This is a genomic window from Novispirillum itersonii subsp. itersonii ATCC 12639 (assembly GCF_000381985.1).
Taxonomy (GTDB): domain Bacteria; phylum Pseudomonadota; class Alphaproteobacteria; order Rhodospirillales; family Rhodospirillaceae; genus Novispirillum; species Novispirillum itersonii.
Map to the genome: position 1 here is coordinate 160986 of NZ_KB907344.1, position 21316 is coordinate 182301.

The following is a 21316-nucleotide window of genomic DNA, read 5'->3' on the forward strand; positions in this document are numbered from 1 at the left end:
GCCACAGTCGCGGGAGGGACCCATGACCACCCTTCATTCTGCCATGCAGGCCCTGATGATGGCATCCGGCACCCCGGCGGACGGCGCATTGCACCGCCCGCCCAAGCCGGTCATCTCCATCTCCCGCGATCACGGTGCCCTTGGACGTCAGATCGCCGTTGCCCTGTCGAAACGGCTGGATCTGCCGGTTTATGACCGCGAAATCCTCGACCACATCGCAAAGCGGCTGGAAACCGACCCCGCCACCCTGAAGCAGCTGGATGAATCCAATGCCCGGGCCCGGGATATGTGGCTGATGCGTCTGTTCACCGGCAAAGACCTGTCGGAAGACGCCTACCGCCGGTGTCTCGTTGATGTGGTGCTGAGTCTGGCCCGCGTCGGTGGCATCATTCTTGGCCGGGGATCGAACGTCATCCTGTCCACCTCCTGCGCCCTGCGGCTGCGGATCACCGCATCGCCCGATGTCTGTGCTCGCCGGGTCGCGGCGCGGTATTCCCTGTCGATGGACGAGGCCCGGGTCCAGATTGAGGCCATCAACCACAATCGTGGTCGCTTTGTGTGGGAACTGTTCCATGCCCGCAACAGCGATGCCTCGACCTTTGACATGATCCTGAACACGGACCGCCTTGATGACCCCGAGCGGGCGGTGGAATGCATCGCCGCCGCCTACAATGCCCTTGCAGACACCTCCTCCGCCCGCCTGAAAGGCGGATGAAGCACAGACCGGGGCTCTCATTTTCATTCCGTAACGATATCCCGTTTCTCCGGGGCCGGATCTCACCATCCGGCCCCGGTCCGTCTGATACCGCCCCTGTGACCGGAACCGGAACAACCGGAAAAAATTGGGTCTCTGCTGTGTCTTACCGGAAAGTTCCTGTTCGCCATCCCGGCGAAGCATGGCATCCTTTTTCAGGTAGGAACAAATCCCGCCCGAAGGCGTTCTCAGCGGAAGTGGACACCGGTTTTACGGCTGAAAGCGCTCTGACGTCCGATCGTTGCAAAAGAGAATTTGCCGGTTTGCCGAGGTCCACGTAACCGGAAAATGCTCCAGCCCCCGGAGTGTGCCCGCCGCAATGCCGCCGCCCGACACACCCTTACCCGCCCCTTGTCCCTTGCCGCCGGAGGGGACCCCTACCGTCAGCTCCCCTGCCGGACTGCGGTGGCTGATGTGGGTGCGGCTGTGGCTGTGGTCGCTGTGCGCGGCCCTTCTGATCATGGTTGCCCTTGGCGGAGCCACCCGGCTGACGGAGTCCGGCCTGTCGATGGTGGAATGGAAGCCCCTGACCGTTCTGCCCCCCCTGACGGAACCGCAGTGGATGGCCGACTTTGAGAAATACCGGCTGAGCCCGGAATACAGGCATCGCACCACCGGGATGACCCTTCAGGAATACAAAGGCATTTTCTGGCTGGAATACATCCATCGCCTGTGGGGCCGGGCAATCGGTGTTCTGGTTCTATGCCCGCTGCTGCTGCTGACCCTGCGCCGCAGCCTTGCCCCGCCGCTGATCCAGCGGATGGGGGTGTTGTTCCTGCTCGGCGGAGCACAGGGGGGACTCGGCTGGCTGATGGTGGCCAGCGGTCTGGTGGACCGGCCCGATGTCAGCCATTACCGGCTGGCGGCACACTTCCTGATGGCAGTCCTTGTCTATGGCCTGCTGCTGCACACCGCCCTGACCCTGACCCACACGACGGAAGGACGCGTCAGCCTGATCCCGGCACGCCGCCCCCATCCGGCCGCCGTGGCCCTGACAGCGCTGACCGCCCTGACCCTGACCTGGGGGGCCTTTACCGCCGGGCTGGATGCCGGACTGTTTTACAATACCTTCCCCCTGATGGGGGATGCACTGCTGCCGCCGGACCTGTCCGCCGCCGCCCTGTGGCCCCCCGGCCCGGTGCTGACCCTGCTGGTCAGTGATCCGGCAACCGTCCAGTTCACCCACCGCGCTCTTGCCATCCTGACCGTCGCAGCCCTGCTCACCGGCTGGCTGCTGGTGTGGCGCCGCCATCGCCGCGCATCCGTGCGGCAGGCCGGGCTGGCAACCGCAGCGGCCGGGCTGGGTCAGGCCGGGTTGGGCATCGTCACCCTGCTGCAGGCCGTCCCTGTCCCGCTGGGGGTGGCCCATCAAAGTGGCGGCATGCTGACTGTCACGCTTCTTATCATCCTGCTTCACTGCTCGGGCCGGCCGGGCCAGACACCTGCGACCCAGGGGGAACCGTCATGATCATCCAGCGGATGCGCCGTCTGGTGCCGGTGACCCTGCTGACGCTGTCAGCCCTGCTGGGCATCCTCGCCCTGCTGGCGCAATGGCAATGGGCCCAGCAGGTCCGCAGCGCGGTTGGCCGGTATGGCGAGGCCATCGCCCACACGGCGGTCTCGCGGCTGTCTTCAACCGGCGACACGCTGGTCAGCACGGCCCTGAAGACTGTCCCGCGCGGTGCCGATGGGTATCCCACCACCCTGCCGCCGGATCTGCTGGCAGAGACCCTGCGCCAGCTGACCCGCCCCCCGGTCCTGCTGGACATCACGGACGCCGCCCTGCTGCTGCCGGACGGCAGCGTCGGCGCGGCCACCCTGCCCGGGCGCACCGGCCAGCGTGAACCGCGGATCGACCTGCTGGAGCGGGCCCTGTCCGGAAGTATCATTGCTGACCTGCCGGACCGAAGCCCGCTGCTGCTCTCTCCCGCCGCCGGGGGCACCCCTTCGGTTCTGGTGATGATCCCGCTGACCAGCAACGGACGGACGGTCGCCGTCCTGTCCCTGACCCTGACCGCACCGGCCCTCGCGCCACTGATGGAAAGCTTCGGCCCCGGCTCCCGCGTCAGCCTGTTCCTGATGCTTGGCACCCTGTGCCTGCTGGCAGCGGCGTTTTCCCTGCGGAAACGGGGGCCGGTCTCCTCAGCGGCGGTCCGGGCCGCTGAACCGAGGACCCTGCCGGACCCAGCCTCCCCGGCGACCCTGAGCGGCCTGACCCCACCCCTGTCGCCGTGGGATCTGCTCGACACCCAGCCGACGTTACAGGCCGTTGTTGACGGCGGGGGAGCCTGCCTGTGGGCCAATGCCGCCTACCGGCGCTTCCTGTCCCCGTCCTCGGGAGACGACAGCACGGCACGCTGGCCGGTGCTGCTGCATGACCACTTCCCCGGCAACGCCAGTGCGGTCAGCCGGTGTCTGGCTCTGGCGCAGGGCGGCAAGCCCGCCACCGTCGAGCTGACCGACAGCCACTCTGGGACACCCCGCCATCTGCGGCTGGAGCTGACCCCCTTGCCCCCTGCCGACGGTCTGCCGCCGGGAGCGCGCCACCATCTTCTGGTTTCCGATCTTTCAGTACTGCGGCAGATGGAAACGGATCTGCGGGCCGCCCGGGACCGGATGGAGCTTGAGGTCGCCAGCCGGACCGACCAGTTGCGTGACAGCGAGCAGCGGTTCCGTGATCTGGCCACGGCGACCTCCGACTGGTTCTGGGAGTCGGACGAAAATCATCGCCTGTCGTGGTTCTCAGTCCGCGAAGCCCCGGCCGATGCCTTCACCCCTCACATGACGCTGGGACAGACCCGGGTGGAAATCATGGCCGCCGCCGGAAATCCGCCGGATCTGATCGCCGGTCACCTGACAACGCTGGAAAACCAGAGACCCTTCCGTGACCTGACGTTCTTCCTGTTCGACCCGACCAACCGCCGCCGCTGGATCCGTACCAGCGGCAGGCCGTTTTACAGCGATACCGGGCACTTTCTCGGCTATCGCGGCATCGCGATTGAAATCACGGAGCAGGAAGAGAGCAAACTGCGGGCCTCGGCGGCGGAAAACCGCCTGCTGACCGCAATCGACAGCATTTCCGAAGGTTTTCTGCTGTGGGGCGAGGATGACCGGCTGATCCTGCATAACCGTGCGCTGCTGGATCTGTTCCCATTCCTGACCGATCAGTGTCATCCCGGCCTGCCCTATACCGATTTTCTGCAACACCTCAGCGCCGCGCTGCTGCCCGAGACGGATGAATTCTCGCTGACCGAACGCAGCGCGCTGGAAAGCCGCTGGCTGTCACAACACGCGACCGACGGGTTGATCGTGCGCGAACTCTCCTTCCCGGATGAAGCCGCCGTACTCGCCACCGAACGCCGCACCCATGATGGCCTGACCGTCAGCGTTTACACCGACATCACCGAGCGGAAACAGGCGGAAATGGCCCTGTCCGCCTCGGAAGCCGATCTGCGGACCCTGCACCGCATCACCAGCGCCCCCAACCGGGGCATGGATGAAAAACTGGCGGCGCTGCTCCGCTTCGGGAACCAGCGCTTTGGCATGACCATCGCCTTCCTGATGCGGGTCGAGGGCGAGATGGCGGTGTTTGATGAAGTGATGGCCCCGGCCGGATCACTGGCCCGGGGCATGGCGGTGCCGATGGCCGATACCCTGTGCCAGTATGCGGTGGAGACACTGGAACCGATTGCCGTGCCGGATACGCAGGATCCGTTCTGGCAGGCCCAGATGCCACCCTGCCCCAGCCCGTCTGACGGCATCCCCCTGCAGATCGGCAGCTACATCGGGATGCGGGTGATGGTCCGCAACACGGTCCACGGCGTCCTTGGTTTCTGTGCCGAAACAGCGCGTGACCGGCCTTTTTCCGCCACCGATGCCGAGATCATCAAACTGATGGCCCTGTGGACCGGCGCGGAACTGGCCCACTGGCAGGTGGAAACCGAACTGCGGACCGCCCGCGACCATGCCGATGCCGCCAACCGGACCAAATCCGAATTCCTCGCCAACATGAGTCATGAACTGCGAACCCCGCTGAACGCCATCATCGGCTTCTCTGAAGTGATGGCCAGCGAGATGTTCGGCCCGGTCGGCAGCCCCAAATACAAGGATTATGCAGGCAGCATCCACGAATCAGGCCGCCATCTGCTGGATATCATCAACGACATCCTTGATGTCTCAAAAATCGAAGCCGGACAGCTGGTGCTGAGTGAGGAGGATGTCGATCTGGGCGATCTGCTACAGGCTTCGCTGCGGCTGGTGCGGGAACGGGCTGCTACCGGATCGGTCACTATCGTCGCGGTCTGCCCGCCGGGCCTGCCGGTGCTGCGGGCAGATCTGCGGCGGCTGAAACAGGTACTGCTGAATCTGCTGTCCAATGCCATCAAGTTCACCTTGCCCGGCGGATCAGTCACCACGGCGGTGGACTGGAAACCCGGCGATGGCCTGTCCCTCCGGGTCACCGATACCGGCATCGGCATGACCGAGGAAGAGATCGCCATTGCCATGACCCCCTTCCGGCAGGTTGACAGCGGACTGGCCCGGCGGCAGGAGGGAACCGGCCTTGGCCTGCCCCTGACCAAGGCCCTTGTCGCCCTGCATGACGGTGTGCTGTCGGTCCACAGCACACCGGGACAGGGTACCACGGTGACCGTCTGGTTCCCCGAATCGCGACTGATCAGCCCGCCTCAGGGGCAGGAGCAGGACAGCCCTGCATAAGATTTAATAATACAAAGCATTCGGAGAGTTTTGTCGAAATCCCTTGGAAGTCCGGGCATAGTGACAGTTCCCCCTGACTGCCCCATCCGGCCCTGCCGGGTGACCCGCCGGAGCATTCCGCCATGACCACGCCTGCCGCGTCTCCCCGCGCCGCATCCCGTTCTTTTCTTGTCGTCCTGCTGTGCGGCGCCCTGCTGGTCAGTCTGGCCATGGGTGTCCGTCAGAGCTTCGGGCTGATTATCGGTCCGCTGTCGGCACAGAATGCCTGGCCGGTCGCCACATTTTCCTTTGCCCTTGCCATTCAGAACCTGCTGTGGGGCGCGGCCCAACCCTTTGCCTCTGCCCTCGCGGAGCGCTGGGGCGCTCACCGGGTGGCAATTCTCGGCGGCATCACCTATGCCGTTGGTCTGGGGCTGACCGCGTGGGCCAACACTGCGGGCGGCGCCTTTGCCGGAACCGGCATTCTGATCGGTCTGGCCCTGTCCGGCACCACCTTCGGCACCGTGCTGGGGGTGATCGGGCGGGCCGCCCCGCCGGAAAAACGCTCGATGGCCCTTGGTATCGCCAGTGCCGGCGGCTCCTTCGGGCAGATGGCGGTGATTCCGGTGGCATCGGGGCTGATTGCCTCGGTCGGGGTGGTGCAGGCCATGCTGGTGCTTGCCGTGATCGCCCTGCTGATGGTGCCGCTGGCGCTGGCGCTGGTTGAACCATCCCTGAATCATCCGCAGGCCGGACCGACCCAGTCGATGGGGGCGGTCATCAAAGACGCGTGGAATGACCGCAGCTTCCAGCTGCTGTCACTCGGCTTTTTTGTCTGCGGCTTTCAGGTGGCGTTTGTCGGCGTACACCTGCCGAACTATCTGGCCCTGTGCCATATGCCCGCCGCTCTGGGGGCCACCGCCCTGATGATCATCGGCGGCTTTAACATCATCGGCAGCTGGGGATGCGGTGTTCTGGGGCAAAGCCGCCGTCCGCGCAAGATCCTCAGCCTGATCTATCTGCTGCGCGGTATTGCCGTAGCGCTGTTCATCACCCTGCCGACCACAGAAGTCAGCGTGATCCTGTTTGCAGCCACCATGGGGCTGCTGTGGCTGGGCACCGTACCGCTGACCAGCCAGATCATCGCCACCCTGTACGGCACCCGTTACATGGGCACCCTGTTCGGGATTGTCTTCTTCAGTCACCAGATCGGCTCTTTCACCGGGGTATGGGCCGGTGGGCTGCTGTTTGATGCTACCGGGTCCTATGACCTGGTCTGGTGGGGATCAATCGCACTCGGGGTTGTCGCCGCCTTCCTGCATCTGCCGATCGCCGATGCACGGCAGGAACAGGCTGCCACCGCCTGACCATACCCGCCCTAGCAAAGACAACGGGGGGAGGCCGTCGCCTCCCCCCGTTTTGCTTTCATGAAAACCGCTGCCGCATCCACACCGCCACCCCAGCCCCGGCCAGCGAAAACAGCAGGGTGGTCAGCGCTACGGCATTCCAGCCGCCGTGCTGCCACAGCCAGCCTGCCCCGGTGCCGGAAATCCCGGCCCCCATGTAATAAAACAGCAGGTACAGCGACGCGGCATGCCCTTTATGGGTGGGGGAGCAACGCCCGACGCAGCTGCTGACCACCGAATGGCCGATGAAAAACCCGGCGGTAATCAGCACAATGCCGGTGACGGTCAGGGGCAGCGACTCCGGCAGGGTCAGCAGGGCCCCGCCCCCCATCATCGCGAAGCTGATCAGCAGGGTCGGCATCACCCCCAGCCGGGCCGTCACCTGACCGGACAGCGAGGACGAAAACACCCCGAAGATATACGCCAGAAACACCAGCCCGATCTCACGCGGCCCCAGCCCGAAAGGGGCACCGCTGAGACGGAATGTGCTGTAGTTAAACACCGATACAAACACACTGGTCAGCACAAACCCGAGGAAATACAGACCCCGCAGCGACGGGTCTTTCAGCCGCCCGGCCCAAAGCCCCAGATGCACCGGCAGCCCGGCCCCCCGGGTCGGGGTGAAATTGCGCGACGGCGGCAGCAGCACCCAGAACGCCAGCGACGACAGAATGCAGAACACGCCGATCACGCCCAGCGCCTGATGCCAGCTCATCACCATCGTCAGCTGCGCCAGCCCGACCCGCCCGATCATCGCGCCCAGCGCCGTCCCGCCGACATAGACCCCCATCGCCTTGCCCAGACGGGCCGGATCAATCTCTTCGCCCAGATAGGCCATGGCCACAGCGGGCACACCGCCCAGCACAAAGCCTTCAAGGGCCCGGATCACCAGCAGCAGCGGCCAGTCTGTCACCAGCGCCAGCGCGGTGTTCAGCACAGACGCCAGCAGCATCGACGCAAACATCAATCCCCGCCGCCCCAGCGCCTGCGACACCACGCTGGACGCCATGATCGCCAGCGCCAGAAAACTGGTCGACAGGGACAGGGCAAGGGAACTCTGGGCCGCGCTGACCTGAAACTCAGCCGCAATATCCGGCAGAACCGGCTGCACACAGTACAGGGTGGCAAAGGTGGAAAATCCAGCGCAGAACATCGCCACCAGTGTCCGCCCGAAGGAAGCGGAGGGCGGGGACAGGGCCTGAGACGTCTGGGGAGCTGGGGCCGTCATCGTTGCCATAATCTGAAGACTCGTTTTGTACCGGGGACCGCCCGGTCAGAAGGAAAACCGGCTGGTCTCTCCGGTGTATACCGCATCAGCGAATGCGTCTAATATATGGAACTGGCAATCATCATCTGTTTTGGAGATGGCGGTGGATCTGCGCCACATCCGTTATTTTCTTGCGGTGGCAGAAGAGCGTAACTTCACCCGCGCCGCAGAACGCATGGGCATCGGGCAGCCGCCCCTCAGTACCCAGATCCGGGATCTGGAAGAAGAGATCGGCGCCCGGCTGTTCTACCGTCTGCCACACGGCGCAGACCTGACCGATGCCGGAAAAGCCTTCCATGATCTGGTCCGGACCCTGCCCGACCGGGTGGCTGAAGCAACCGAGGCCGCCCGCCGTGCTGCCCGTGGCGAAACCGGGCAACTCCGTCTGGGCTTTACCGGCACCGCCGCCCTGAACCCGATCACCACCGGCACCATCCGCACCTACCGACGGGCCTGCCCGGGGGTTGACCTGCGGGTACAGGAGCAGAACTCGATGGTGTTGCTCGATCAGATCAGATCCGGCGATCTTGATATCGCCATCATCCGCGCGAACGGCGGCGATGCCCCCGACCTGAAGCTTGACCTGCTGTATGCCGAACCCCTGGTCGCCGCCCTGCCGGACACCACCCCGACCGAGGGTGAAGACGGACCACTGGACCTGACCAGCCTGCGGGATCAGCCCATCATCCTGACCCCGCCGACAGTGGGGGAAAGTCTGCGCAAGGCAGCACTGGATGCCTGCGCCGCCGCCGGGTTCACCGCATCCCTCGGGCAACCAGCCCCGCAGATTGCATCCATTCTGTCTCTGGTGGCGGCCGAACTGGGTTTCTCGCTGGTCCCGGCTTCGGTGGAACAGCTGCGGGTGTCCGGGGTCCGCTACCGTCGCCTGACCGCACCGGAACCGACGATCGGGCTGGCCGTGGTGATCCCGGCCCACAACCCCGCCGTCACCGCCATCACCTTCCGCCGGATTGCCCTCGACACCGCCCGCGCTCAGGCCTGCTGACTACGTCAGATCTGCAAATGCCCGGGCCAGAAAATCAATCAACAACCGCTGTGCGGGCGGCATCTGGCGGCGGCTGGTATACAGGGCCTGTATCGCCAGCGTTTCCGGTTGATAATCCGGCAACACCGCCACCAATGCACCGCTGGCGATCAGGTCGCTGCTGACAAAGGTCGGCAGCATGGCAATACCGGCACCGCCCAGCGCCGCCTTCAGCACCGAAAGAGAATCATTGGTGCTGAACCCGCCGGAAACCGCCACCTCCTCCATCCCCTGCGGGCCGGTCAACCGCCAGTGGCTGCCGCCGAACCGGCTGTACGTCAGGCAGCGGTGAGCGGCCAGATCCGCCGGGCTTTGCGGGAGGGCGCGGCTGGCCAGATAGGCCGGGGCCGCACACAGCACGGACCGGCACCATCCCAGACGCCGGGCAATCAAGACCGGATCAACCCGGTTGCTGATACGGACAGCGACATCAATCCGGTCCTCAATCAGATCAACCGCCTGATCAGACACCTGCATCTCGACATTGACCGCAGGATACTGTTGCAGAAACTCCAGCAAAGCGGCGATCAGCCGGGTCTGGGCAAAAATGGCCGGGGCCGACAGCCGCACTGTCCCCTGCGGCTGATCCGCAGACACAACCAGCCCAGAGACGGCATCGTCCACGGCCAGCAGCTCGCGGCACAGCGGCAGCATCTGCTCCCCGGCCCCGGTCAGGCTGATCCGGCGCGTGGTGCGGTGTAACAGACGGGCCCCAGCCCATGCCTCCAGCTGGGCCAGAGACCGCGACGCCATCGCCCGCGACAGCCCAAGCCGCAGGGCCGCCGCCGACAGGCTGCCCCGCTCGACCGTCTCAACAAAAACTCGCGCCGCTGTGATCCGGTCCATTCATCTGCTCTCTTTCTGCAACAATCTGTCGCAGACTTCAGACTACTGCATCCGATCTGTTTGCAATAGGGTTGCTATCCCTGTTTTTCAGCCCCAAGACTGCCATGACCGAGACCGACTCCTCTTTTGAGTACTTTTTTGACCCGCTGTGCGGCTGGTGCTACGCCGCCGCCCCGGCGCTACAGGCCCTGCACCATGCTGTCGGTGCCCGCCTGCGCCTGATGCCGGTCGGCCTGTTCATGGGGGAAGGGGCCCGCCCGCTGTCCCCCAGTTTCGCCGAGTATGCGTGGAGCAATGACCAGCGGATCCAGACCCTGACCGGCCAGCCGTTCAGTCCGGCATACCGGCAGAATATTTTGTCGGCTCCGGGGATCCGCTTTGATTCCGGCCCGGCGACCAAAGTCCTGATCGCGCTGGGTCAGCGCGACCCGGCGCTGGAGCCTGCCTTCCTGCATGCGCTTCAGGTCAGCCGCTATCAGGATGGCGCCGATACCGCCCGACCGGCGGTTCTGGCAGACATCGCCGCCACCGTCGCAGCGGCAGCAGGGCTGGCACTGGACGTCAGCGCCTTTGCCGCAGCGTTGGAAGATGATGCCGTACTGGTCTACGACACCGACCGCCGGATCACCGCCAGCCGTCAGGCGATGCGCGCCCTGTCCGGCAGCGGTGTGCCCCAGCTGCGGGTCACTCACGCCGGACAGGCGCATACCGTCAACGGAGCCCCGCTTTACAGCGGTGCGGAGGGGATTTTCGCCCACCTCCGCGCTCTGGGGCTGCCGGTTTAAACCGGACGCGGCAGAGCCAGCCACGCCTGTACCGCCGGGTGCTGCCACTGTGCGGCAGCATAGGCGGTCAGGCGGTCCGGCAACGGTACACCACCCACCATATCGCCATGCAGGCGCAGCCGGTTGATCATCAGGGCCAGATCAATATCAGCCAGCGACCACGTCGCGGTCAGGGTCGCTCCGCCGTGACTGAGCAGACGGCTGGTCACCTGCAAAAACTGACGGGCACAGGCCTCAGCCTCGGCGGACAGCGGGGCAAACCTATGCCCAAGGAAAACCGCTTCCGTCGGCCGCTCTTTCCGCAGGGGCTGCAGACTGCTGCGGATCCACGACTGCACCTGTCGCGCCTGCGCCCGCTGGCGGGCATCCTGCGGATACAGGTCCGGGCCGGGGACCGTCTCATCAATATAGCCGGTGATCGCCATCGATTCGATCAGGGTGAAGTCACCGTCCTCCAGCAGGGGGATCAGGCCGGTCAGGGATTTGGCGGCATACTCCGCCGGGCGCGGCACCGACAGATCCACCGCCTCCAGCGTAAAAGCAGCCCCTTTGACGGTCAGCGCCGCAAAAGATGACAACGCCCACGGCGACAGATACCCAGAATCAACAAACAGCTTCATGGCAGGCTCTTCCTACAGCAAATAGTCTTGCCCCCCGACAGTGACAGGCCAGCCCCAAACTGTCAGGATGAAGATGTGCCAAACTGCGGCCAAAAACCGCCACTGTTGTTCCACCCCTGTCTTTAGCGCTGACTGCCCTCCCGATGACCGACACTCCGCCCCCTGCTGAAACCGGCCTTCACCCTGATACCGGTGCCCCGCTGCGCTCCGGCTGGACCACCGGGGCCTGTGCCACTGCGGCCACCCGGGCGGCGGTCTCCGCCCTGTTTGGCGCGGGCTTCCCCGATCCGGTGCAGATCCTGCTGCCTAAGGGGCAGGAGCCCTGTTTTCCGCTGGCATTGAAAGAAACCGGCACGGATTCCAGCGGGCCATGGGCGCGGGCCGGGGTGATCAAAGATGCAGGGGATGACCCTGATGTCACCCACGGCGCCACCATCATCGCCACGGTGCGGCCCGGCCCGGCTGGCAGCGGAGTGACGTTCCGGGCCGGGGCAGGCGTCGGCACCGTGACCAAGCCCGGGCTGCCGCTGCCGGTCGGCGAACCGGCAATCAACCCGGTCCCCCGGCAGCTGATGGCCGGAGAAGTGCATGCGGTGGCGGCCCGGGTGCAGCGCAGCCCGGATGTCGTGGTGGAAATCTCTATTCCCGGCGGGGACCGTCTGGCGGAAAAAACCTGGAATCCCCGCCTCGGCATTCTCGGGGGGCTGTCCGTACTGGGCACCACCGGGGTGGTGGTGCCATATTCCTGCTCGGCGTGGATTCATTCCATTCAGCGTGGCATTGACGTTGCCCGCGCCACCGGCCTGACCCATGTGGCCGGGTGCACCGGCAATACCTCGGAAAAAGCCGCCCGTGCCTTACGGAACCTGCCGGAAGAGTCGATCATCGACATGGGGGATTTTGTCGGCGGCATGCTGAAGTACCTGCGCCAGCACCCGGTGGAACGGGTGACCATCGCCGGGGGCTTTGCCAAACTGTCCAAACTGGCCTGCGGCCATATGGATCTGCACTCAAAGCGCAGTCAGGTTGACCGTGACTGGCTGGCCGGATGCCTGCGGGATCTGGGGGCGGACCCTGCGGTCTGTGACCATGCCCGGCAGGCGAACACCGCTCTGGAAATTCTGGAACTGGCGCAGGCCCACGCCCTGCCACTGGGGGGCGTGGTCGCCCGCGCGGCGGCGGAAGTGGCCCGGGGTGTCATCACCCCGGCGGCGGTGACGGTGGATGTGCTGGTTTTCGATCGCAAAGGCCGTCTGGTCGGCGACAGTGAGCAACCCCCGGCAGGCTGACCCTGCCCCGGACGCCGGTCAGCCAAACAGCATGCTGTCGATATCGCCCTGCGACATCCCGGAGCCTTCCGCCTGCGGTCCGTGCAACAGGTGCTTGTCTTCGCGGGTATCATCAGGGCGGTTGCGGATGATATCAGCCCGGGCGGTGCCTTCCTCAATCTCCCACAGTTCGACCAGCCGCTTCAGCTCCGCCTCCACGTGCAGCAGTGTGTTGACCGAAGCAGAAATCCGCTGCCCGGTCAGATCCTGAAAGCTGCAGGCCGTCATGATCTGGATCACCTGATCGGCCAGCTGCTGATACAGCAGCGGATCAAGATCCCCGGTATTAGAGGACAGATCGATCAGCGCCTGAATCGCCTCGGCACTCTCCAGAATCACCTGCGTTGCCTGTTCCGTGGCCTCGACCACCGATCCCAGTTCCGAGGTTGCGACCAGAATCTGGTCTGTTTCCCCGGCGGCGGGGGTCAGGGCGGAAACATGATCCCGGGTCAGTTCAATCCGGTCGACCAGCTCTTTCAGACTGTCACGGATCAGGCCAAAATTGCCAACCTTCAACAGACTGGCATCGTCCCCCTGTTCTTCCAGAACCGACGCCACAGCCTGCAGAGCCGGGGAGGCAGACGTCGCATCGGGGACGGAAGCCGGGGCAGACACCGCAGGCCCGGCAGCGAGCTGGCCTTCCGACGCCATCCGCATCACTTCGGTCCGGATCGCCCGTTTCACCACCTCCTGCAGTTCACCGCTCATCGACAGAATCGCTGTTGCCAACCCCCCGACCTGCTCCTCAATACGGCGGCTGGTCGCTGTCAGGTCGTGCAGATCCTGACGGGCTTTCGGGTCAGGGCGGTTTTCTGCGGCGTAACTGCGAAAGGACATTGAAGCAACCTCATCAGACCGGGGGGACGACGACAGCCCGACAGACTGCCCCGGCACCGCACCGTATGGTTAATTCCGCCCCCCGTATGGCTGACAGAACCCAGTTTTCAGAGGGCTCTCTCCCGCGCCGGGACAGTTTTTGCCACGCCCACCCCCCGGTGGTTCCATCGGCAGCACCGCCCAAAGCAACACCAATGACAGTACCTTACGGCAAATAACCGCGCGGCGGTAGCAGTGCGAAAGAACTGTATGCCCCTTACGCCAAGGGGGGAGGACGGCTGTAGACCCCCGGTGACAGACGGTTGAGCAGCACACAGAAGCGGGCCCCGCCTCCCGGCGCGGCATCGGCCCAGATGCTGCCGCCGAAGTGTTCGACGATCTGATGGCTGATTGCCAGCCCCAGACCGGTTCCGGCCGGACGGTCGCGACCGCCGCCGGTGGCCTGCACAAACTTGCCGAACACTTTGTCCCGCTGCCCTTCCGGGATGCCGGGCCCGTTATCAGCCACGGTAAACAGCCAGGTCCGCCCGTGTTCCCGCGCCTCAACCCGGACCCGGCCATTGTCTGTCGGCACAAATTTGACCGCGTTGGACAGCAGATTGACAAACACCTGAATCAGCCGGTCACGGTCGGCATAAACCGGCATCTGCGGCAGGACGATTTCGACATCCAACGCCGCCTTTTTTTCGGCAAACAGCGATGCGGTGACCGTCACCGCTTCCTGCAGGGCTTCGGCGGCGTCCACGGCCTCCATATGCCAGTCACCATGCCCGGCTTCCAGCCGCGCCAGATCAAGAAGCTGATCAATCAGCCGGGTCAGACGCTCTGTTTCGCGCACGATGATCGCCAGAAACTGCTGTCTCTGGGCATTCTCCAGATCGGGATTATCGCTGAGAATCTCCGAAAAAGAGCGGATTGAAGTCAGTGGCGTCCGCAACTCATGGGACACGGTGGACAGGAAGTCATCCTTAAGCCGGTCCAGCTCCTGCAACTGGCGGTTCGCTTCGCGCAGGTCACTGGTCAGGCGTTCCAGTTCCGCCGACTTCTGCTCAAGCCGCTGGCTGTATTCGATGACCTGACTGGTCTCCTCCAGAATGGTCATCACCTCGCGCAGCGAGACCATTTCCCCCTTGGCGACCGATTCCACCATCACCCGGGCGGAAGCCCCGCCCAAGGTCCGCGCCAGCAGGCGTTCGGTCAGATGGACCAGATCGGGGTCAGCCTCCGCCAGTCGCCGTAACGGCAGCCCACGGGAACGGAAAAAAGCGCGGAAGGCCTCGCCCGCCGCCTCTTTGCCCAGAAAACGCTGCGCCAGCGTCAGCAGGTCACCGACCGTCGCGGTCCGGGTCCAGACCCGGGGTGTGGCGCTGTCGGCCCGGCGAAAGGCATCGACAAACAGCGTCGCCTGAATCCGCTCCAGCGCCTGCTGCTTGCCAAACAGCGACACCCCGACAAAGCCGCCGATGTTGACCAGCCAGCTCCAGAACAGGGAATGACTGAGCGGATCGAGCGCGGTCATCCCAAACAGGGCCTCCGGCATCAGGACAGTCAGCCCGAACGGGCCATCGCGCAGGATGGCGGCATCCAGCCAGCCGGCACGGACAAAGGACGGCAGCAACAGGGTATGGCACCACACCAGAAAACCCAGCAGCAGCCCGGTGATCGCCCCGGCCTTGGTCGCCCCTTTCCAGAACAGCCCCCCCCAGCATTGACGGGGCCAGCTGCGCCAGCGCCGCGAAACTGACCAGCCCGATGGAGGCCAGCGCCTCTGACGTTCCGGTCACCCGGTAATAGGCATAGCCCATGAAAATCAGGGCGACGATGCTGGCCCGGCGGACCGCCACCAGCAGGCCGGTCAGATCGCCGCGTTCCGTCAGGCGCAGCCACGGCAACCGCAGCAGAAACGGCATCACCAGATCATTACACACCATGGTTGCCAGCGTGATCGCCGCAACAATCACCATCGCGGTGGCAGAACTGAGGCCGCCCAGAAACGCCAGCAGGGCCAGATCCGGCCGGTCCTGCGACAGCGGCACCGTCAGCACAAAGGCATCGGCGTCGGCCCCGGTCGGCAGATGCACCAGCCCGGCCAGCGCGATCGGCACCACAAACAGGCTGAGAACCAGCAGATAGAGCGGAAACAGCCACGAGGCCGTTGACAGGTGCCGTTCGTCCACACACTCCACCGCCGTCACCTGAAACTGGCGCGGCAGGCACAGCACGGCGCACATCGACAGCAGCAGGGTGGTGGTCCAGCGCGGAGCGGATTCCCCCGTCACCGGCGGAATGAACGGCCCGCCGAGCGAGACATCCTCTGCCTGCCGGACCAGATCGGCAAACCCGTCATGCAGAAAAAAGGTGATGAAAATACCGACCGCCAGAAAGGCAATCAGTTTAACCAGCGACTCAAAGGCAATTGCCGCCACCACCCCTTCGTGATGTTCCGAGGCGTCAATGTGCCGGGTGCCGAACAGCACGGCAAAGGCCGCCATCGCCGCCGCCACCCAGAATGCGGTGTCCCGGGGCAGGCTGGCTGACAGGGTCAGCGGTCCTGTCATCGCATCCAGCCCTGACAGGGTCTCGAATCCGGTCACCCCGTCAAAGCCGGTCAGCACCGCAAAGCTGCTGGCGACAGCCTTCAACTGCAGGGAGATATAGGGCATGCCGCCAACCACGGCGATGACCGTCACTAGGACCGACAGACGGGTCGATTTGCCATACCGGCTGGCGATAAAATCGGCAATGCTGGTGATACGGTGGACACGGGTGATCCGCACCATCTTGCGCAGAACAAACCACCAGCCGAGAAACACCAGCGTCGGGCCGAGGTAAATGGTCAGGAATTCCGGCCCCTGCCGTGCCGCCGATCCGACAGCACCGTAAAAGGTCCACGACGTGCAGTAGACCGCGATCGACAGAGTGTAGATCGCCGGATTGCGGATCACGCTGCGCCCACGCTCGGCCCGCCGGTCACCGTACCAGGCAATCGCAAACAGCAGGCCGACATAGCCAAGGGAAATCAGGACGATCAGGGCCGGATCAAGCATCGCCGTGTCCTCCGGACCGGGTCTCCCGGCCACCGCCACGGGTAATCCGGTCCAGTCGGCGGGCCAGAATCCGCCCTGCCAGAATCAGGGCCAGCCAGATCCCGAAAAACCATAGATAAACCACCGGCACGCCAAACAGGACGCGGTCGGTCATCACCAGAAGCACCAGCGGCGGCAGGAACAGCACCAACCCCAGCAGGGTCAGCGCCAGACTACGTTGCTGATAGATCTGCCCGGACCGCATCAGATCCCCCCCCCCCCCCCCCCCCGTCAGGCCGGGAGCGACCCGGCGACAGCATCCCCGTCGAGCAGGGCCTTGACCCGGGCGACCACATCGCGGGTTGAAAAGGGCTTGGTGATGTAATCATCGACACCGAATTCCAGCCCCCGGCGACGGTCGACCTCCCGCCCCTTGGCCGTCAGCATGACAATCCGCATTGCGGCCAGCGCCGGATTAGCCTTGACGGCCTGCACAACCTCAAAGCCGTCACAGCCGGGCATCATCACATCCAGCAACAACAGATCCGGACGGATTTTTTCCAGAAGACGCAGCGCCGTGCGGCCATCATAGGCAACCTGCACCTCGTATCCGGCCCGCTTCATCAGAAAGCTGAGCGATTCAACGATATTGCGTTCGTCTTCCGCCACCAGAATCAACTGGGTCACGGCGGTTCCTCCCTGCCGGACAGTCAACGCTCCCCGGTTGTGTTTTTTGTTATACGCCCCCCGGGCTTTCCCCCGGCACAGAGACTAAAAGGTTTCCCCGGCAAACGGAAACGGAAAAGCAGCCCGGCCTAACGGGCCGCCCCGTCAGACCGCAGCATCGGCATCGCCCGCTGGCGGCAGTCGGTACGCGGGCACTGACGGCAGGAAATCCCCACCGGGTCACCCGCATGGGCCGAGCTGACATCAAGCCCATCCCCATAGACCATATGCCGGGCATAGGATGCCTCGCAGCCGATCATCACACAGTGATGGGTCCGGGCTGCCCGGAAGCCGCCGCCGGGACGGGACACCGCCCGGGCAATAAACAGCCATGATGACCCGTCGGGCAACCGGGCCAGCTGGGTCATCACCCGGTCCGGGTTGAGAAAGGCAGTGTGACTGATCCAGCGCGGACAGGTCCCGCTGTAACGGGGCAGACGCAGGCCGGAGGCTGAAAACCGCTTGGAGATGTTCCCGGCAATATCGGTCCGCAACAGATGGAACGGGATCGCGTCGTCCTCAGCCACCCGCAGCGATGTCAGGCGGTGACAGACCTGCTCAAAACTGGCCCCGAACCGGCTTTGCAGCCGTTCGATATCGTAGCGTTCCTCCCGCGCGGCTTTCAGGAAAGGGTGATAGGGCAGCAGCAGGGCAGCAGCAAAAGCACGGGTCATCGCATCCCGCGCCCGCGCCTGCGCCGCATCCCCGGACAGCCGTGGATCACCGGCAATCCCCTCAACCTCCTCTGCCGCTTCTTCCTGCCCCAGAATCCGGGCGGCATGAAAGCGCCACGACGCAATCGGCAGACTCTCTGCCAGCAGCAGAACCCGCTCTTCCGGCTCATAGCGGCTGTCCGCCTCGCCCAGATCACTGTCCGGGCAGAACCGGATGGTGATGCCGTGCCGGTCGCGCAGCCGCTCCGCCAGCGCCGCGAACAGGGCGGTATGCTCCGGGTGCAATCCGGCCCGCACCCGCTCCGCCGCCCGCTCAATGGCCGGAAAATGGTTCCCGTGGTCATGGATCAGGTCATCCACTTCCTCTTCCGGGCTCTGGCGCGGACGGCGGGAGGTCCGGCCTTCCAGAAAATCAAACATCTGCCCGGTCAGGCCGCTGAGCTTCTGGCTTTCATCGGCAATCGCGGTGATGAAGCGCTGGCGCTGCACTTCGTCGATATCGCCGTAATCCTCCAGAATTTCAGAAAAAGAGCGGATCGAAGTGATCAGCGTCAGCAGCTGATGGCTGGTCTCCATCAGATAGGGATCCTGCGCCAGTCGCTCAGCCAGCGTCTCGGTCTGACTGCGGGCATCCAGATAGGCACGGTATACGGTGACCGCCGCCCGGGCCAGATCGGGGGCGGCGCCGACCAGATGCGGGATATCCTGCACCGGCAGCGGGCTGACCGACAGCACCGGGTCCGCCGCCAGCTCGGTCAGGTCGGCCGCCAGACGCCCCTCTTCCCGGCCGGACAACGCATCAACCGAGGTCTCCAGACAGGCGGCGATCCGCAGCAGCAGTGTTCCGCCAATACTGCGGCGGCTGTGTTCGATCAGGTTGAGGTAACTGGCGGAAACCCCGACCCGTTCCGCCAGCGCCGCCTGTGTGATCCCCAGATCCTTGCGGCGGGCCCGGATGCGGGGCCCGGTGGCCTGCAGGGCCGCTGAAGCCGACAGACTGTGGGCATGCGCCCCGGCAGGAGAGGAAGATGGCAGCGTCATCTGCGGGGGCACTCTGGAAGCGGCGGAAATATCTTTTACAGATTTACTTTTTTACACCACTTTTGCGTCATAATTTACAAATCTTTTCATCCGCCCCGTCGCCTCCGTTGACCCCGCCCCGGGGGCTGGGTACCGTCTCTGGGTGTGCAGGAGGACGTGGCAAGAGTTGGCAAATCAACCGGCCTGCCTCCGCAGATGGGACCCGCGATCCGAGACCCCGCCTCCTTCCCGCAACCGCGTCCCGCAAGGGCCGATAGTGCGGCAAGGAAGCGGTGTCTTCGTTTCTTCGCCATCTCCCTTGCCCCCCGCCCCGAAAGCCCGGTACCGTGGTGCCCTCTTTTCCGTCCACGGCCTTCCGGCGGTGACTGACGACAGGATGCCCGCACGATGACCGCTGTTTCTTCCGGGACCGCTGTTTCTTCCGGCGCGTTTGCCACCCATACCTGTGGCGACTATGACGTCTGCCCGGTGGTGACGGCCCCGCCATACCGTGAAAACAGCTATGTCATCCGCCACCGGCCCAGCGGCAGCATCGCCATCGTTGATCCCGGCGACGGCGCAGAAGATATTCTGGCGGCGGCAGAGATGCTGGGCGGGGATGTCCGCGCCATTCTGCTGACCCATGCCCATCCCGATCACATTGCCGGGCTGGAAGCCGTTGCCGCCGCCACCGGCGCACCGGTGCTGGCCCACGCGGATGAACAGCCGATCATCGACGCCGCCCCGCAGTGGGGCCAGATGCTGCTGGGCCGCCCGCTGGCGGTCCCCGCCGTGCAGACCTATACCGGGGAACCTGAGCTGACTGCCGTCGGGCAGGCCCGGGCGATCGCAACCCCCGGCCATACACCGGGTGGCGTCTGCTATCTGTTTGACGGGGTCGCCTTCACCGGGGATAGCCTGTTCATGCGGGGCATCGGCCGCAGCGACTTCCCCGGTGGCAATGGGCCAGCCCTGAACGCCTCGATCACACGTTTTCTCGCCATCGTGCCCCCCGGGACCCTGCTGTTTTCCGGTCACGGTCCGGCCTGGCGGGCTGAAGAGGCACGGCGCTGGTGGCAGGCCTCCGCAGGCCTGTAAACCCGCCTTCAGGGCACCAACGGGATTGTTGAGAGCGTATTGCCGGACATCACGAAAGAATAGGGCTTTCCCGCCGCACCACGGCGGCGCAACAGATCAAACCGCAGGCGGGGGGATGCTGCCGGATCGAGCCGGGCCTTCCAGTCCGGCAGGGTCTGGCGGGTCAGCGCCCCGAAAACAACGGACTGTATCGCCCCCCCGACATCGGCAAAATCCAGCCCGTCGGAATGATCGCGCAGCATCACCAACGCTAACGCCCCGGCGAACAGATGGCCGGTCATGGACACCTCCATCTGGCCTGCGGCAATCGCCGCCTGTGCCGCAGCCCCCCCGTTGAACCCACCGATCAGCACATCCTCGCCCGGTCTCAGGCCACGGTCAGAAACTGCCGTAACCGCGCCCAGCGCCATCGGATCATTGGCACACCAGATGACATCCACATCCGGGCTACGGCGTAACGCGGCTTCCACCCGCTGCTCGGCCACATCCTGCCGCCATTCTCCCGGCAGACGGTCCAGCAGCATCACGTCAGGAATTTCGCCCAACGCCCGGTTCAGCCCCCGGGCCCGGTCGCTGGCCGCAGGGGTCGCCAGAACACCATCAACAGCCAGCAGCCGGATAAACCGCCGCTCCGGGTTCCGGCGGCGGGCGGCGGCAATCAACTGGCTGGCAAGGACAAATCCGGCCTGCTCGTTATCCGCCAGTAAAGCACCGAGAAAATGCGGACTGGCGGAACGCGGCCCCACCTCCGTCACCGGCATGGCATTCAAAAGCATGAACAGGGGGACTCCGGCCGCCTCGGCCAGTTCCGCCACAGCCGGTCCGACCCCTTCCTCATTCACCGCAATCAGATAATCAGGCTTCTGGCGCAGCAGATCAGACGCCTGCTGTAAATACAGACGGCGGCTGCGCTCTGCAGCTGTCGCCGTCAGTGTGACCCCCAGACGGGGGGCCGCATCAGCCATCAGGCGGCCGACACTGAGCCAGAAATCCTCATCGCTCCGGCCCGGATTCACAAAACCAACGTGAAGCGGACGGTCCGCAGCCTGCCCCGACCGGGGACGGATACCCCCGGCCAGCACCACAGAAGCCCCTGCTGCGCCCAGAAAACCCAGCATATGGCGGCGCGTTAACATCATCCGTCCATTCAATCATTCTAATCTTGGGCGCCACCATAGCGGATGATGCC

The 21316-nt window shown here is 64.8% G+C and carries 18 protein-coding genes; 8 read left to right on the top strand and 10 right to left on the bottom strand.

From position 1 onward, the window contains the following. Positions 1-22 precede the first annotated feature (22 nt). The 4 genes from G365_RS0113165 (at position 23) to G365_RS0113180 (ending at position 6816) form a co-directional block, all read left to right on the top strand. Positions 23-715 (top strand): cytidylate kinase-like family protein, encoded by a 693-nt coding sequence (locus G365_RS0113165; protein WP_019645993.1) that lies wholly within the window; start codon positions 23-25, stop codon positions 713-715. 451 nt (positions 716-1166) lie between these two features. Then, positions 1167-2222 (top strand): COX15/CtaA family protein, encoded by a 1056-nt coding sequence (locus G365_RS21510; protein ID WP_019645994.1) that lies wholly within the window; start codon positions 1167-1169, stop codon positions 2220-2222. Beyond that, entirely contained in the window at positions 2219-5470 is a 3252-nt protein-coding gene (locus G365_RS23040) for an ATP-binding protein (RefSeq protein ID WP_019645995.1), read from the top strand. Before G365_RS21510 ends, G365_RS23040 begins: the two co-directional genes overlap by 4 nt. Before the next feature lie 122 nt (positions 5471-5592). Further along, entirely contained in the window at positions 5593-6816 is a 1224-nt protein-coding gene (locus tag G365_RS0113180; protein WP_019645996.1) for an MFS transporter, read from the top strand. Between the two features lie 58 nt (positions 6817-6874). Here the strand turns inward: G365_RS0113180 and G365_RS0113185 are convergent, their stop codons facing one another. Continuing rightward, entirely contained in the window at positions 6875-8083 is a 1209-nt protein-coding gene (locus tag G365_RS0113185) for an MFS transporter (protein ID WP_169545146.1), read from the bottom strand. A gap of 142 nt (positions 8084-8225) precedes the next feature. On the opposite strand from G365_RS0113185, the gene G365_RS0113190 reads away from it, so the two are divergent. Further along, the gene (locus G365_RS0113190; RefSeq protein WP_026345355.1) at positions 8226-9128 is read left to right on the top strand and encodes a LysR family transcriptional regulator; all 903 of its coding nucleotides are present in this window, start codon (positions 8226-8228) and stop codon (positions 9126-9128) included. On the opposite strand, the gene G365_RS0113195 is transcribed toward G365_RS0113190, so the two are convergent. Next, positions 9129-10013, bottom strand: a complete 885-nt coding sequence (locus G365_RS0113195; protein WP_019645999.1) for a LysR family transcriptional regulator — start codon at positions 10011-10013, stop codon at positions 9129-9131. 104 nt (positions 10014-10117) lie between these two features. Here G365_RS0113195 and G365_RS0113200 point away from each other — a divergent pair, with 104 nt between their 5' ends. Next, positions 10118-10798 (top strand): DsbA family protein, encoded by a 681-nt coding sequence (locus G365_RS0113200; protein ID WP_019646000.1) that lies wholly within the window; start codon positions 10118-10120, stop codon positions 10796-10798. On the opposite strand, the gene yfcF is transcribed toward G365_RS0113200, so the two are convergent. Further along, positions 10795-11418 (bottom strand): glutathione transferase, encoded by a 624-nt coding sequence (gene yfcF, locus G365_RS0113205; protein WP_019646001.1) that lies wholly within the window; start codon positions 11416-11418, stop codon positions 10795-10797. The two genes, G365_RS0113200 and yfcF, sit on opposite strands and share 4 nt — an antisense overlap. Before the next feature lie 143 nt (positions 11419-11561). Between yfcF and G365_RS0113210 the strand changes: the two genes are divergently transcribed. Then, on the top strand, positions 11562-12707 hold the full coding sequence (locus G365_RS0113210) for a cobalt-precorrin-5B (C(1))-methyltransferase (protein ID WP_019646002.1): 1146 nt from the start codon (positions 11562-11564) through the stop codon (positions 12705-12707). 18 nt (positions 12708-12725) lie between these two features. Here the strand turns inward: G365_RS0113210 and G365_RS0113215 are convergent, their stop codons facing one another. From G365_RS0113215 to G365_RS21530, 6 genes are all read right to left on the bottom strand, one after another. Further along, positions 12726-13583 (bottom strand): protein phosphatase CheZ, encoded by an 858-nt coding sequence (locus tag G365_RS0113215; RefSeq protein WP_019646003.1) that lies wholly within the window; start codon positions 13581-13583, stop codon positions 12726-12728. 256 nt (positions 13584-13839) lie between these two features. Continuing rightward, positions 13840-14733 (bottom strand): sensor histidine kinase, encoded by an 894-nt coding sequence (locus G365_RS24385; RefSeq protein WP_322095816.1) that lies wholly within the window; start codon positions 14731-14733, stop codon positions 13840-13842. Between the two features lie 175 nt (positions 14734-14908). Beyond that, positions 14909-16630: an SLC5/6 family protein gene (locus G365_RS24390; protein ID WP_245554754.1), complete on the bottom strand. Its 1722-nt coding sequence runs from the start codon at positions 16628-16630 to the stop codon at positions 14909-14911. Continuing rightward, a complete protein-coding gene (locus G365_RS21525) occupies positions 16623-16874 on the bottom strand; it encodes a hypothetical protein (protein WP_019646005.1) in 252 nt (83 codons plus the stop codon). The genes G365_RS24390 and G365_RS21525 overlap by 8 nt, the downstream gene beginning before the upstream one ends. Positions 16875-16900: 26 nt before the next feature. Continuing rightward, positions 16901-17296, bottom strand: coding sequence for a response regulator (locus G365_RS0113230; protein WP_019646006.1), 396 nt, complete (start codon positions 17294-17296; stop codon positions 16901-16903). A gap of 128 nt (positions 17297-17424) precedes the next feature. Further along, positions 17425-19050, bottom strand: coding sequence for a helix-turn-helix domain-containing protein (locus G365_RS21530; protein ID WP_019646007.1), 1626 nt, complete (start codon positions 19048-19050; stop codon positions 17425-17427). Positions 19051-19437: 387 nt separating this feature from the next. Between G365_RS21530 and G365_RS21535 the strand changes: the two genes are divergently transcribed. After that, positions 19438-20127, top strand: coding sequence for an MBL fold metallo-hydrolase (locus G365_RS21535; protein ID WP_019646008.1), 690 nt, complete (start codon positions 19438-19440; stop codon positions 20125-20127). Positions 20128-20135: 8 nt separating this feature from the next. On the opposite strand, the gene G365_RS0113245 is transcribed toward G365_RS21535, so the two are convergent. Next, positions 20136-21266, bottom strand: coding sequence for an ABC transporter substrate-binding protein (locus G365_RS0113245; protein WP_081628550.1), 1131 nt, complete (start codon positions 21264-21266; stop codon positions 20136-20138). Between the last annotated feature and the right edge of the window lie 50 nt (positions 21267-21316).

Bases quoted from the DNA above. Each gene is read 5' to 3' on its own strand.
- G365_RS21510 (WP_019645994.1), top strand. From the start codon at position 1,167: ATGTGGGTGCGGCTGTGGCTGTGGTCGCTGTGCGCGGCCCTTCTGATC.
- yfcF (WP_019646001.1), bottom strand. From the start codon at position 11,418: ATGAAGCTGTTTGTTGATTCTGGGTATCTGTCGCCGTGGGCGTTGTCA.
- G365_RS0113185 (WP_169545146.1), bottom strand. From the start codon at position 8,083: ATGACGGCCCCAGCTCCCCAGACGTCTCAGGCCCTGTCCCCGCCCTCC.
- G365_RS0113215 (WP_019646003.1), bottom strand. From the start codon at position 13,583: ATGTCCTTTCGCAGTTACGCCGCAGAAAACCGCCCTGACCCGAAAGCC.
- G365_RS24385 (WP_322095816.1), bottom strand. From the start codon at position 14,733: ATGGTGGAATCGGTCGCCAAGGGGGAAATGGTCTCGCTGCGCGAGGTG.
- G365_RS0113195 (WP_019645999.1), bottom strand. From the start codon at position 10,013: ATGGACCGGATCACAGCGGCGCGAGTTTTTGTTGAGACGGTCGAGCGG.
- G365_RS0113165 (WP_019645993.1), top strand. From the start codon at position 23: ATGACCACCCTTCATTCTGCCATGCAGGCCCTGATGATGGCATCCGGC.
- G365_RS21535 (WP_019646008.1), top strand. From the start codon at position 19,438: ATGACCGCTGTTTCTTCCGGGACCGCTGTTTCTTCCGGCGCGTTTGCC.
- G365_RS21525 (WP_019646005.1), bottom strand. From the start codon at position 16,874: ATGCGGTCCGGGCAGATCTATCAGCAACGTAGTCTGGCGCTGACCCTG.
- G365_RS21530 (WP_019646007.1), bottom strand. From the start codon at position 19,050: ATGACGCTGCCATCTTCCTCTCCTGCCGGGGCGCATGCCCACAGTCTG.
- G365_RS0113245 (WP_081628550.1), bottom strand. From the start codon at position 21,266: ATGATGTTAACGCGCCGCCATATGCTGGGTTTTCTGGGCGCAGCAGGG.
- G365_RS24390 (WP_245554754.1), bottom strand. From the start codon at position 16,630: ATGCTTGATCCGGCCCTGATCGTCCTGATTTCCCTTGGCTATGTCGGC.
- G365_RS0113210 (WP_019646002.1), top strand. From the start codon at position 11,562: ATGACCGACACTCCGCCCCCTGCTGAAACCGGCCTTCACCCTGATACC.
- G365_RS0113180 (WP_019645996.1), top strand. From the start codon at position 5,593: ATGACCACGCCTGCCGCGTCTCCCCGCGCCGCATCCCGTTCTTTTCTT.
- G365_RS0113200 (WP_019646000.1), top strand. From the start codon at position 10,118: ATGACCGAGACCGACTCCTCTTTTGAGTACTTTTTTGACCCGCTGTGC.
- G365_RS23040 (WP_019645995.1), top strand. From the start codon at position 2,219: ATGATCATCCAGCGGATGCGCCGTCTGGTGCCGGTGACCCTGCTGACG.